Here is a 12,812-nt window from a genome sequence, read left to right on the forward strand (position 1 = left end):
AGATCGAATAACTTAGAATAGAAATATGAATTAATCATGGCGGAACAGTGACGTTTTTTGCCGCAGGCCGCGCCAGACAAGGCATTTGGCTATCCCTGTCATAACTGAGTCATTGATATGACTTAAAAAAAGCTTTTTACCACGCAGGAAATTTTCTGGTATGCAAACTAAGCTTAAATCAGAAGGTGAATGAATCCTGAGCCCAGTGGCAATACAGCGCAACTCGCGATAATAAGCGCACCAAGTTGGCATACGGGTTGCTGTACTCAAGGATAACTTCTTCTTTCGGGGGCCAAAACACAATCATCAGCTCCCTTTAACCTGTGCTAATAACGAAAGGACGGGCATCGCCATGAACATATTTGACCACTATCGCCAGCGCTACGAAGCTGCCAAGGACGAAGAGTTCACACTGCAGGAATTTCTTACCATCTGCCGGCAAGATCGCAGTGCATATGCCAATGCGGCAGAACGTCTACTCATGGCTATCGGTGAACCAGTTATGGTGGATACCGCGCTTGAGTCGCGTATGTCTCGCCTGTTCTCCAACCGCGTGATCGCACGCTATCCGGCATTCGAAGAGTTCTACGGTATGGAAGAAGCTATCGAACAGATAGTCTCTTACCTGAAACATGCCGCCCAGGGCCTCGAAGAGAAGAAACAAATTCTTTATCTGTTGGGCCCCGTCGGCGGCGGTAAATCATCGCTGGCAGAACGCCTGAAAGCGCTGATGCAACGCGTGCCCATTTATACCCTGAGCGCCAACGGCGAACGCAGCCCGGTAAACGACCACCCGCTGTGCCTGTTCAATCCGCAGGAAGATGCCACTATTCTGGAAAAAGAATATAACATCCCGAATCGTTACCTCGGCACCATCATGTCCCCTTGGGCGGCAAAACGCCTGCATGAATTTGGCGGCGACATCACCAAATTCAAAGTGGTCAAGGTGCGTCCGTCCATCCTGGAACAGATCGCCATCGCCAAAACGGAACCGGGTGACGAGAACAACCAGGATATCTCCGCGCTGGTCGGCAAGGTCGATATTCGCAAGCTGGAAAACCACGCACAAAACGATCCGGATGCCTATGGTTATTCCGGCGCCCTGTGCCGTGCCAACCAGGGGATTATGGAGTTCGTGGAGATGTTCAAAGCGCCGATCAAGGTGCTGCATCCTCTGCTGACCGCCACCCAGGAAGGTAACTACAACGGTACCGAAGGGATCTCTGCCCTGCCGTTCAGCGGCATTATTCTGGCGCACTCCAACGAATCCGAATGGGTGACCTTCCGTAACAACAAAAACAACGAGGCCTTCCTCGACCGCGTTTACATCGTCAAGGTGCCTTACTGCCTGCGAGTCTCGGAAGAGATCAAAATCTACGACAAACTCCTGGATCACAGCGAACTGACCCATGCGCCGTGCGCCCCTGGCACGCTGGAAACCTTGGCGCGCTTTACCGTGCTCTCACGCATGAAAGAGCCGGAAAACTCCAGCATCTACTCGAAGATGCGCGTCTATGACGGCGAAAGCCTGAAGGATACCGATCCGAAAGCCAAGTCGTACCAGGAATACCGCGACTACGCCGGGGTCGATGAAGGCATGAACGGCCTGTCCACCCGCTTCGCGTTTAAAATACTGTCGCGGGTGTTCAACTTTGATCACGCAGAGGTCGCCGCTAACCCGGTTCACCTGTTCTATGTGTTGGAACAGCAGATCGAACGTGAGCAATTCCCGCAAGATCTGGCAGAGAAATACCTGGAGCACCTGAAAGGCTATCTGATCCCGAAATACGCCGAATTTATCGGCAAAGAGATCCAGACGGCCTATCTGGAATCTTACTCGGAATACGGTCAGAACATTTTTGACCGCTACGTGACCTATGCAGACTTCTGGATCCAGGATCAAGAGTACCGTGATCCGGACACCGGCCAGCTGTTCGATCGCGAGTCCCTGAACGCTGAACTGGAGAAAATCGAGAAACCGGCCGGCATCAGCAACCCGAAAGATTTCCGCAACGAAATAGTCAACTTCGTGCTGCGCGCCCGTGCTAACAATAGTGGCCGTAACCCTAACTGGACCAGCTATGAGAAGCTGCGTACCGTGATCGAGAAGAAAATGTTCTCGAACACCGAAGAGTTACTGCCGGTGATTTCCTTTAACGCAAAAACCTCAACGGATGAGCAGAAAAAACACGACGACTTCGTCGACCGTATGATGGAGAAAGGCTACACCCGCAAACAGGTTCGTCTGCTGTGTGAATGGTATCTGCGGGTCAGAAAGTCTTCGTAACGTCTAATGAGAATTAGCGTCATGGAGATGGCGTATACCCAAAATAATTGGCGTTGCATCAAGGCGGCAAGAGCGCTTATCCCGATGAGCTTACTCTGGTAAGTGATTCGGGTAAGTGAACGCAACCAACACAGAGGCAACGGCAAGTATAACGAGTATAGAAAGTTGGCAACGTCGTTTGGGGGAAGTATGGCCTATTTCATTGACCGACGGCTTAACGGCAAAAACAAGAGCATGGTTAACCGCCAACGCTTCTTGCGCCGCTACAAGTCGCAAATCAAACAGTCGATTGCCGAAGCCATCAACAAGCGTTCGGTCACCGACGTAGACAGTGGGGAGTCCGTCTCGATCCCCGCTGGCGATATCAACGAACCTATGTTTCATCAGGGTCGCGGTGGCACACGCCACCGCGTTCATCCGGGCAATGACCACTTTGTGCAAAATGACCGCGTCGAACGCCCTCAGGGTGGCGGCGGTGGCGGCGGCGGTCAGGGTAACGCCAGCCAGGATGGTGAAGGCGAAGACGAGTTTGTTTTCCAGATATCCAAGGACGAGTATCTCGACCTGCTGTTTGAAGATCTGGCGCTGCCGAACCTGAAAAAGAATCAGTATAAGCAGCTCACCGAGTACAAAACCCATCGGGCCGGTTACACCGCCAACGGCGTACCGGCCAATATCAGCGTGGTGCGTTCGTTGCAAAACTCGCTGGCGCGCCGCACTGCCATGACCGCAGGGAAACGCCGCGCTTTGCATGAGTTGGAAGACGAACTCACCCAGATGGAAAACACAGAGCCGGTGCAACTGCTGGAAGAGGAACGACTGCGCAAGGAAATTGCCGAACTGAGAAAGAAAATCGAAAGCGTGCCATTTATCGACACCTTTGATTTACGCTATAAGAACTATGAGCGCCGACCGGAACCCTCCAGCCAGGCGGTAATGTTCTGCCTGATGGACGTGTCCGGCTCCATGGATCAGGCCACCAAGGACATGGCCAAGCGTTTCTATATTCTGCTCTATCTGTTCCTGAGCCGAACCTATAAAAACGTCGAGGTGGTGTATATACGCCACCATACCCAAGCGAAGGAAGTGGATGAGCAGGAGTTCTTCTACTCGCAGGAGACTGGCGGCACCATTGTGTCCAGCGCGCTAAAACTGATGAATGAAGTGGTTGAGGAACGTTACGATCCGGCGCAATGGAACATCTACGCCGCGCAGGCGTCGGATGGCGACAACTGGGCCGATGACTCACCGTTGTGCCACGAACTGCTGGCGAAAAAGTTGCTGCCGATGGTTCGCTACTACAGCTACATTGAAATCACCCGCCGCGCCCACCAGACGCTGTGGCGCGAATACGAGGACCTGCAGGCAAAATTCGAAAACTTTGCCATGCAGCATATCCGGGAACCGGACGATATTTACCCGGTATTCCGCGAACTTTTCCACAAGCAGACCGTATAATTACACATAAATTCATTTTAAATCAGCCGGTTAACTCTGTTTTCCGGCTGTTTTTTTACCGGTAAAAAGAAAACCACTTCAGGATCCTGCTCATCAAGATTATCAATACGGCCACTCTCAATAAATCCGGCCTTCGACAGTAGCTTTATCATCGGTAAATTCGAGCTATTGGTTGAGGTAAAAAGTTTTGGACGCATGCAGATCGATTTAAAATATTCGATAAATTTTAACCCCACCTTTTTACGCCTCATCAGGTTACCAACCATAAGAATTTCTATAAATCCACTGTCGTAAAAGTGATAGTGCAATACGCCGTAAGCCACGACCATGCCCTCAATTTCGGCTACATGGCAGACACCAGCCTCGCACCACTCGCCGATCTGAGCATAGCGACGTGGGTCCTGTGATGCCAAGGTATCAATGTCAATCAATAGGTTAGCATCCGTTACTGTTGCCAGGCGAAAAATCAATTTCGGCTCCCCGTTATTTTTGTGGTTAGTGAGCATTATCCGCTGAGGTAATTCCTAATTACGTTTTTACCCATTGCGCGAATTAGGAATATTCCTATTTAATGAATAGCCAAATTGCCATCTCAGGTGAATGCTATGGAATTACTTCCCTTCGCAATCATCGTCGTTTTGATCGCAGTTGTCGTATTTTCCTTTGTCATGTATTTGCGACAAAGACGAATAAGTACTTTCAACGCCAAGCGGAAACGACGTTAGGACGCCCTCACACAAGGAAGTGGTTCAACAATCCCCTATTAGCCACAGCCTCACCCTATCCCCTCCGGCTGGCTTTATCATCGAACCGATACCCAGCGTTTTTTCTGAGGATATTCTGATACCTGCATCATTACAGATTTTCTGCTTGTCGCTGAAATTCAGGTGCGTTACTGTCGCCATCTGGAGACACACACCATCACATAACCAGAACAACATCCAGTTTGTCGCTATCATCCCTTAATCCCGCCGCTGCGCGGGATTTTTTTATGCCGTAAAGAACCGCTCAACGATATGAGGCACCGATATCCCTGCTGCCAGAAACTGACAGTGGCTGCCATTACACTCGCCATACCTGCAGGACGAAACCTTCCTGCCCTTTATCTGCCACACAAGGAAATCGCCGCCAATGACGCGCATTGTGACCATTCTTACCGATAATTTCTCTGATTGGGAAACTGCCCTGATCAACTCTACTTGCCGCGGCTATTACGGTTTCGATACTCTCTTTGCCTCCCCCAATGGCGCCCCTGTCATTTCCTCCGGCGGCATGCATGTGACCCCCAATATGGCGCTCGAGGCTATCCAACTGAGCGAGACAGATCTGTTGATCTTATGCGGAGGCACGGTATGGCGAACTGATCAGGCCCCAGATATCGCTGGGATGGTAGCGGAGGCCCATAGCAAAAACATCGTCGTCGCCGGCATTTGCGATGGAACCCGCGTTTTGGCGCAGGCGGGCATACTTGATCATCTTCGCCACACCTCCAATTCGGCTGAGAATTTATCGCAGCTTAACTACGGCGGAGCTGAATATTATCAGGATGTGCCCTACGCCGTAGCCGACCAGCGCGTGGTAACCGCCCCCGGTAGCGCACCGGTCAGTTTTATGGCGGAGATCCTGGATATGTTAGGGGTTAGCGATAACAACCTTAAAGCCTACCTGGCCATGCACGCCGCTGAACACAGCAAACCAATTTAGTCCCGTTGGTTTCAGCCGAGTCAAACACGGCCCCCCGCCCTCACTTTTCAGCATAAAAAAGCCCCGCAAGTTGGACGGGGCTCCATCTAATAGAAATGCCTTATAAGCCGTTAGCAGCTTCATCTATCAAAGCGGCGATTTCTTTCGGATGCGAAGCAAGAGAAGCGTGGCTGGCGTCCAGCGTAATCACCTTTTTGGCCTTCAAACGCGCAGACATTCGCTGCTGGTTTTCGGGGGCTATCATCCGGTCATTGCTGGAGATTTGGTACCAGGAAGGTTTGTGTTTCCACGCCGGCTCAGCGATCGTATTGCCGAAGGTGCTGGCCAACGGCGCCTTTTGCGTTACCGCCATCACCAATGCCTCATCAGCAGGCAGATCCTGACAGAAGCTTTCGTGGAATTTGTCTGTCTTAATCCATAAATAGCCGTCGCTGTCCGGCGCCAGGTTCGCCGCCGCAATTGGCGGATGTTGCTGGGTAATGCCTCCGGGGCTTTCGCCGGCGTCCGGTGCGAAGGCGGCGATATACACCAATCCCACCACGTTGGGTTGATTGCCCATTTCACTGAGCACCGCGCCACCATAAGAATGGCCGACCAACAGCACCGGTCCCTGCTGCTGCGCCACCATCTTGCGCGTACGTTCAGCATCGTCTGCCAGCGACGTCAGCGGCATTTCAACCGCGTGAATCGAGTGATATCCCTTGTGCGATAATTCGGTAATGACTTTGCTCCAGTGCGCTGCACCGCCCCAAAATCCGTGGACCAGGACTACGGTAGGTTTTGCCTTCATTACAAGATTCCTTCTTTCGCGTGGAGACGCTACACCAAACTTGAGCGTCCGCACTGTTCACTTCCAGCACCCTCTGGCTCAAGCCTAAACGCCTTTATATACCCCCTTGTATATAGTTCACATCAAGAGTTTCCAGCAATAGCTACGAATAGTTAATCGAGATCGGAGCTCTTCTGATTCGCCCACCAGCTCACGCCATTCTCCAAATGTCAGTCGCCATAGGAGTAGCGTTCGGCAGTGCAACAAGATTAAAACTAGGATTTATACCTATAACGATCTAAAATCCCATGAAAAAACAAAGAGAAGTATTTTCAACAATATCAATAGGGAATTTTTACGTGAAGGAAATGATCTCCATTCTTTTTATCGTAAGCCTGCTGGCGACGCTTTTTTCGTGGTTATTTGTTTATAGCCTCAATATTCATTAACGCCGTGCGAGAATAAAAAAACCCCGGCATGCGCTGATGCCAGGGTTATCAAAGCCACACTATAGCCGTCCAGGTTTTACAACCACGGTGACTACTGTTTCGTCTGGATCCAGAATGCGTGGATCAGCCCCGGGAAGTAGCCAAACAAGGTGAGGATAATATTGAGGATAAACGCGCCGCCTATACCTTTATCCAGCAGTACGCCCAGCGGTGGCAGGATGATGGTAAATACGATTCTCCAAAAACTCATAATAGCGCCTCATTTTGTTCCATAAGCCACCAACATATTATATCTGCTTAACATTTTCAAATCTCACCCAGCAAATCGGTCTTCAACGTGGCATGAAAAATGCGTATAGCCACAGCAATTGTGTTGATACCTGCCTAAATTGAAGAAACAATTAATAAGCATTGATTATGTGGGGTTAAGCCCTTAAAATTTGTAACTTAACAATACAACTGGGTAAGGTTTCATGTCGTCGCTGTGGGTTGCAACACAATACTTTTATTTGATTGGCTTGGTAGTTTCTATGATTTTCACCTACCTGGTCAGCCGGGATACCATAAAAATTCGTTTTCTCAGTGCCTTAACGATTGGTTTAACCTGGCCCCTGAGCCTACCGGTAGTGTTGATGTTCTCCTTGTTCTGACGCTGCAGAAACCACCCCGTCAAACGCTGACGGGGCGATAGCACCGCCTCTTACATCAAAAATCGTACCCAACCGTCGCCACCACGGAGCGTTCTGCGCCCCAGTAGCAATAGCCGGTCCCATAGCAGGCCGCGACATATTTCCGGTCGGTCAGGTTATTCACATTCAGTTGCACATAGGCACCTTTCAACGACGGATTCACCCTGTCCAAATTCATCCGCACCGAGGCATCCAACAGCGTAACGGAAGGGATCCTCAACGTATTTTCGTTATCGGCCCACTGCTTGCCGATGTAACGCGCCCCAGCACCAAGATCCACACCGTATGAGGTGGCATATTTGCCCCACAGTGAAGCCATTTGGTCCGGTGCGAGATACGGTGTGTTGCCGTCGTTGCCATCAATGGCATCTTTGAATTTCACTTTATTGTAGGTATAGCCTGCGATCAGATCGAAGCGTTCGGTGATCTTGCTTCGGGCCTCCAGCTCAATCCCCTGAGAATGCACCTTGCCGGCCGGCAGGTAATAGCTTTGCTGAACCACGCGGTTAGCCACGTCTTTCTGCGTCAGGTCATACAGCGCCACGCTGTATATCGAGGAACTGCCTGGTGGCTGGTACTTCAGGCCCACCTCATACTGCTCGCTGGTGCTGGGTTTCAGCATATGGCCGTTTTGATCGGGCAATGCCTCCGGGGTGACTGCGGTGCTATAACTGACGTAAGGCGAGAAACCGTTATCGAAGCGGTACAACAGTGAGCCACGGCCGCTGAAATTGTCGTCGGTGCGGGCATCGCTGGTGGCGGTGTTGAGCACCGTATTTTTAGATTCGATACGGTCGAAGCGCCCTGACAGATTCAGATACCAATTCTGTAAGCTGATTTCATCCTGCAGATAAACGCCGGTCTGCTCATAACGACGTCGGGAATCGGTATGCGTCAGGTTGGTTAATGCGTCACCGCCGGACACGCCGGTGTAAGGATTAAGCTGTGAAGCTCCCGCCGACTCATCCCACAAATTATTACGCAGGCGCTGGTAATCCAAACCCAGCATCACCTTATGATCCAGCGGCCCGGTCGCAAAATCGGCTTCCAACTGGTTATCAACGGCGAAGGCATCCAGCGAAGTGGCTGAACCGCTGTAATAGCGATTCAATAGGCTGTGATCGTCATTCCAGCCAATCTGGTACACCTGCTGTAATTCAACATTGGAGTGGGTGTAGCTGGCGTTCTGGCGGAATGACCAAACGTCGTTAAAACTGTGCGAGAAAGCGTAGCTGTAAATCTGTTCCCAACGTTTGAACACATTGCGGCTGCTCTCGCCATCAAAGAAGCCACGCCCCAGCTTGTCACCGGAACTGGAATAGAGGCTGCCATCTGCCGGTACCGCACTGTGATAACCGCCAGAGGGATCTTTTTGCAGATAAGCTTTCAGCAGCAGCGAAGTATTTTCATCCGGCTGCCACAGTAATGACGGTGAAATGGCATAGCGTTCCTCACGTTGATGGTCATACATGGTTTCGCTGCTGCGCGTCATCCCGGTCAGCCGATAAGCCCACTGTTCAGACAGCGCGCCGGTCACATCGAAAGCGCCACCCTGGGTGTTGTTATTGCCTGCCATCAGGTTAACGTGCCCTTCCGTGGCAAACTGGGGGCGCTTGGAGGTCAAAGCGACCAACCCGCCCGGAATGCTTTGCCCGTACATGACCGATGAAGGCCCTTTGATAACGTCGATGCGTTCCAGGAACCAGGGGTCAACCTGCAAGGCATTATAGGTGCCGCCGTCACTCAATAACCGCAGACCATCAAGGAAGGTGTTATTAACGTCGCCACCGTGAAAACCACGTAACGCAATGGTGTCATAGCGCGTTGCACCACCGGCGAAGTTAGTGAAAACACCAGGTGTATATTTCAGGGCATCATTAACCGTTTGAGTATTCTGGTCGGTCATTTGTTGGCGCGTCACCACCGAAACGGACTGTGCAGTCAGAATCAAGGGTTTATCGGTTTTGGTCGCCCCTTGGCTGGTCGTCGCTTGATAGCCGTGGGTCGCTGCTTCCGCCGTATCAGCGGGTTTAGCAGTAACAACCAGAGTATCCTCAGCGAAAGACACCAGCGGCAGAAACATCGCAAACGCACACAAAACCCGCGACCGTTTGACAGGAAAAATCGTCGGCATACCTGTAATCCCCAGTAAAAAACATTAAATGACACCCAAATGTCCTGTCATCAACGCGGTTTAACAACGCTGTGCAGAGGTTATATCGGTGTGTTGTATGTAAATTAAGTGAAATATTAATGATAATTATTATCTTTATCGATAAAAATTTTCAAGCCTCTATGCCTTTTTATAAGCAAGCAAAGCAATCTGCACGGCAAATAAACCCTGGGCTGAATAGGGAATTAGTCGATTGAAAGATAACAATAAAAAAAGCCAGCACTAGGCTGGCAAGTAAACAGGAATAGATGTAAGCAATGTCGTGCCAGTTCGGAAGAGCGCATAAGGAGACAAACCTTTTCCTCTCGACTGGCACTCATAGATGATAACGACTATCATTATCCTTTAGTGCAGAGTTTCAATCCACCTCTTTTTGCTCATCCAGCGGCAACAACGCTCAGCGTGGTCGTTTAATAAACCATTTATGCAAACGGCTCACCACCAGCAGGATAGCGCCAAGCAAAATATTCGCTGACCCCCATAAAATGAGTATGTATATAAAGGTTTGATAAAGGGGTATTCCTCGTTCGGCAGAAAAGGGATTAATATGCCAAAACCGAATGACATTAAAGGGATTGAGATTGAACCACTGACAAAATAAAGCGACCACCATAGGTGGCAGAAAGAAATAAAACCCCAGCGTGGCAATCAGCAGATACATGGTGAAACGTTCGTTTTTATACTCTTTCATATCAATAAGTTGCCATTATTTTTCGATGGGAAAACACCCTAAACCTTATGGTTTCAACAGACCTGACAGGCCCTGATTAGTTCCCGACAGAGGGTAAAATAAAGCCTGTTTAGCGTTTAAATTCCATTTAGTTTTTGAATGTTATAACGCTAGTCAGCTCAGGAGGCTCCAATGATACCGGAATATTGCCCAATCTCGCCAACCCCCAAAAAACTGAAGGTTATCTATGGCTGGTATATATATACCGTGTATGCCCTACTGATCTTTAATATCTACCTGGCGGTATACAACGTCTGCGTCAGACACCCTTTTGAAGCTCCACTGATCTCCGCATGCCACAGCCTATTTATCGGGTTCATGCTTTACCACCTGCTCAAAAAACGCGCTAACTTTGCCTGGATGATGCTGGCCTATTATATTCTGATGCGGATTTATTACGCCAACGTGATGCATAGCGAGTTCAATATCTGGAGCCGAGGGTTGGTTTTTATTCTTCTGACTGTATTGCTCACCGGCCCCATCGTACTGGGTCAACTTGCAACGCCACCTCTTCGTCAAGATTGGTTTGCGCGCTTAGGGTGGCGACAATGGGCTACGTTAGCCGTTCTGTCGGGGGTGCTGACACCGTTAATTACCGCAGATTATTTAGGCTGACGGCCGAGATTTAGCGTGGGATATGGGGTTCCGAGATATCGACAAGACGGCAGACCTTGGTATAGTTTTCTGATTTTTCACATATTTTATCAGTGACAAACACGCCAAGGTAACTCAACACCAGCAGATAACCGGCCATGCACAAAATGAAAATAAGCGTTCTCACCGATAGGACCAACCTGCCAACAAAACCCTGAGTATTATACCTTGGTTAACCCACTTTAGCCTATTTCAAAGTATTTCATTAATCCGCTGGTCATTTCAGAGGCTGAAATGTTATGTTATTACATATCATAATAAACCAGCACAGATGCATTAATGGAAAGCCAAACCCCGCCGTTACTTACCGTAGAACACCTGACGCTCTCACTGAACGCAGAGGTCAAGATCCACGATCTGAGCTTCACTTTGCATGCAGGTGAACGTTTATGCCTGCTGGGCGCATCGGGTTCCGGCAAATCACTGACCGCCGCCGCCATTCTGGGCACGCTGCCGGTCGGCGCAACGGTTAGCGGTTCGATTCGACTGCAAGGGCGAGAAGTTAATGGTCTGCGTTTGCCACGGCGTAAAAACACTGATTTGGCAGCCATTTTTCAGGATCCTTTTACCAGCCTCAATCCTCTGGCCACCGTGGGTCAGCAATTGACCCTGGCGCTACGCAGCCAAAATGCCCTGACGAAATGCCAGGCCCAGCACTGCGCTGCGGAATTACTGACAGCGTTGGGAATATCGGCAGACAACGTCATGCCGCGCTACCCCGGTCAACTGTCCGGGGGCCAATGTCAGCGAATATGCGCAGCACTGGCCTTGCTCGGTGAGAAAAGGCTGCTTATTGCCGATGAACCCACCACCGCTCTGGACATGGTCAGCCAGCATCAGCTGATTGATATCCTGAAAAGCTACACCGAACGCCCCAGCGCGCCGGCGTTACTGTTTATTACTCACGATCTCGCCGTTGCCGCCGGTCTGTGTCAACGTGCCATCGTGCTGGTGAACGGGGAAATAGCCGAACAGGGTTCCTTCGGCCGATTGTTACAGCACCCCCAGCATCCATACACCCAACAACTGGTCGCCAGTGCTCAACGCCCGGCATTTAACCGGCCCCCATCACTGAGCCTGGCAGGGTAACGGCATGAACAATATGCCCATGAGTGGGGAAATGCCCTTCATCAGCCTGCAGCAGGTCTGCCGACAATATTCATCAGAGGCTGGTGGGCTACAACCTACCGATCTGAATCTGTACTCCGCACAACGCGTTGGATTAGTGGGCTGCTCCGGAGCCGGGAAATCAACGCTGCTTAAGCTGTTGCTGGCGCTAGAAGCGGCGGACGCCGGCCATATTCTGTGCCAGGGCGAGGAAATTCGCCCCGCCCCGGTTCATAGATTGCGCTGGTACCGGCGGTTAGTGCAGTACGTACCTCAGGACGCCCATGCTTCGCTCAACCCTCGCCACAGAGTAGTCGAACTAATTACCGCTCCCTTGCGCCAACTTGGTCCACGTCAGGATTGGGGTATCGCTGCCGAACGGGCTTTGCGACAGGTCGAATTGGATGAAAGCCTGCTGTATGTGCGCGCCGGACAACTTTCCGGCGGGCAGGCGCAACGGGTAGCCCTGGCGCGTGCTATTGCGCTGAAACCCCGTTTTTTACTGGCCGATGAACCGGTCAGCGGCCTGGACTTGCCGCTGCGTCAGCAGATCATCGCCCTGCTCGACCAGATTGCCCGTCAGCAAAATATGGGCATGTTGCTTGTTTCCCACGATATTTCACTGGTTGCCGCCTTATGTCAGCGCACGCTGGTGATGGCGTCTGGCGTCATTGTGGAAGACCGCCCCACCCATGAACTGCTTCACGCCCCGAGGCATTCCGCTACCCGCCGTTTGATCGACGCCATTCCGCTGTCGCCGTCCTTTTTCCAGCACTAAAATTTTGAGGAGTT

12 protein-coding genes are annotated in these 12,812 nt (G+C 50.9%); 7 read left to right on the forward strand and 5 right to left on the reverse strand.

The features are described 5' to 3' along the window. Positions 1–352: 352 nt before the first annotated feature. Positions 353–2,287, forward strand: a complete 1,935-nt coding sequence (gene yeaG / locus M495_RS13460; RefSeq protein WP_020827214.1) for a protein kinase YeaG — start codon at positions 353–355, stop codon at positions 2,285–2,287. A 189-nt stretch (positions 2,288–2,476) separates the two neighbouring features. Continuing rightward, positions 2,477–3,745 carry a YeaH/YhbH family protein gene (locus M495_RS13465; protein ID WP_020827215.1) on the forward strand — a complete coding sequence of 423 codons (1,269 nt, stop codon included), beginning with the start codon at positions 2,477–2,479 and terminating at the stop codon, positions 3,743–3,745. A 17-nt stretch (positions 3,746–3,762) separates the two neighbouring features. Here the strand turns inward: M495_RS13465 and M495_RS13470 are convergent, their stop codons facing one another. Further along, complete coding sequence (locus M495_RS13470; RefSeq protein WP_041415432.1) at positions 3,763–4,215, reverse strand: GNAT family N-acetyltransferase; 453 nt, start codon at positions 4,213–4,215, stop codon at positions 3,763–3,765. 661 nt (positions 4,216–4,876) lie between these two features. On the opposite strand from M495_RS13470, the gene M495_RS13480 reads away from it, so the two are divergent. Then, a complete protein-coding gene (locus M495_RS13480; RefSeq protein WP_020827218.1) occupies positions 4,877–5,449 on the forward strand; it encodes a type 1 glutamine amidotransferase family protein in 573 nt (190 codons plus the stop codon). Between the two features lie 100 nt (positions 5,450–5,549). Here M495_RS13480 and M495_RS13485 read toward each other — a convergent pair whose 3' ends face one another. Together M495_RS13485 and M495_RS25025 are read right to left on the reverse strand one after the other, a co-directional pair. After that, a complete protein-coding gene (locus tag M495_RS13485) occupies positions 5,550–6,239 on the reverse strand; it encodes an alpha/beta hydrolase (RefSeq protein WP_020827219.1) in 690 nt (229 codons plus the stop codon). 519 nt (positions 6,240–6,758) lie between these two features. Then, positions 6,759–6,917, reverse strand: coding sequence for a YqaE/Pmp3 family membrane protein (locus M495_RS25025; protein ID WP_020827220.1), 159 nt, complete (start codon positions 6,915–6,917; stop codon positions 6,759–6,761). Positions 6,918–7,140: 223 nt separating this feature from the next. On the opposite strand from M495_RS25025, the gene M495_RS25030 reads away from it, so the two are divergent. Beyond that, entirely contained in the window at positions 7,141–7,317 is a 177-nt protein-coding gene (locus M495_RS25030; protein ID WP_020827221.1) for a GhoT/OrtT family toxin, read from the forward strand. 55 nt (positions 7,318–7,372) lie between these two features. On the opposite strand, the gene M495_RS13500 is transcribed toward M495_RS25030, so the two are convergent. Next, positions 7,373–9,490, reverse strand: coding sequence for a TonB-dependent siderophore receptor (locus tag M495_RS13500; RefSeq protein WP_020827222.1), 2,118 nt, complete (start codon positions 9,488–9,490; stop codon positions 7,373–7,375). A gap of 436 nt (positions 9,491–9,926) precedes the next feature. After that, on the reverse strand, positions 9,927–10,220 hold the full coding sequence (locus M495_RS13505) for a hypothetical protein (RefSeq protein ID WP_020827223.1): 294 nt from the start codon (positions 10,218–10,220) through the stop codon (positions 9,927–9,929). A gap of 171 nt (positions 10,221–10,391) precedes the next feature. On the opposite strand from M495_RS13505, the gene M495_RS13510 reads away from it, so the two are divergent. The 3 genes from M495_RS13510 to M495_RS13520 all read left to right on the forward strand — a co-directional run bounded on the left by M495_RS13510 (position 10,392) and on the right by M495_RS13520 (position 12,798). After that, entirely contained in the window at positions 10,392–10,874 is a 483-nt protein-coding gene (locus M495_RS13510) for a hypothetical protein (protein WP_020827224.1), read from the forward strand. Positions 10,875–11,192: 318 nt separating this feature from the next. After that, positions 11,193–12,002, forward strand: a complete 810-nt coding sequence (locus M495_RS13515; protein ID WP_020827225.1) for an ATP-binding cassette domain-containing protein — start codon at positions 11,193–11,195, stop codon at positions 12,000–12,002. Between the two features lie 13 nt (positions 12,003–12,015). Beyond that, a complete protein-coding gene (locus M495_RS13520) occupies positions 12,016–12,798 on the forward strand; it encodes an ABC transporter ATP-binding protein (protein ID WP_373417535.1) in 783 nt (260 codons plus the stop codon). The last annotated feature ends 14 nt before the right edge of the window (positions 12,799–12,812 follow it).

The sequence above is a fragment of the Serratia liquefaciens ATCC 27592 genome, from assembly GCF_000422085.1.
GTDB classification, from domain to species: domain Bacteria; phylum Pseudomonadota; class Gammaproteobacteria; order Enterobacterales; family Enterobacteriaceae; genus Serratia; species Serratia liquefaciens.

Coding starts and splice junctions, on each gene's coding strand:
- yeaG (WP_020827214.1), top strand. CDS start 353: ATGAACATATTTGACCACTATCGCCAGCGCTACGAAGCTGCCAAGGAC.
- M495_RS13510 (WP_020827224.1), top strand. CDS start 10,392: ATGATACCGGAATATTGCCCAATCTCGCCAACCCCCAAAAAACTGAAG.
- M495_RS13515 (WP_020827225.1), top strand. CDS start 11,193: ATGGAAAGCCAAACCCCGCCGTTACTTACCGTAGAACACCTGACGCTC.
- M495_RS13500 (WP_020827222.1), bottom strand. CDS start 9,490: ATGCCGACGATTTTTCCTGTCAAACGGTCGCGGGTTTTGTGTGCGTTT.
- M495_RS25030 (WP_020827221.1), top strand. CDS start 7,141: ATGTCGTCGCTGTGGGTTGCAACACAATACTTTTATTTGATTGGCTTG.
- M495_RS13485 (WP_020827219.1), bottom strand. CDS start 6,239: ATGAAGGCAAAACCTACCGTAGTCCTGGTCCACGGATTTTGGGGCGGT.
- M495_RS13480 (WP_020827218.1), top strand. CDS start 4,877: ATGACGCGCATTGTGACCATTCTTACCGATAATTTCTCTGATTGGGAA.
- M495_RS13465 (WP_020827215.1), top strand. CDS start 2,477: ATGGCCTATTTCATTGACCGACGGCTTAACGGCAAAAACAAGAGCATG.
- M495_RS13520 (WP_373417535.1), top strand. CDS start 12,016: ATGCCCATGAGTGGGGAAATGCCCTTCATCAGCCTGCAGCAGGTCTGC.
- M495_RS13505 (WP_020827223.1), bottom strand. CDS start 10,220: ATGAAAGAGTATAAAAACGAACGTTTCACCATGTATCTGCTGATTGCC.
- M495_RS25025 (WP_020827220.1), bottom strand. CDS start 6,917: ATGAGTTTTTGGAGAATCGTATTTACCATCATCCTGCCACCGCTGGGC.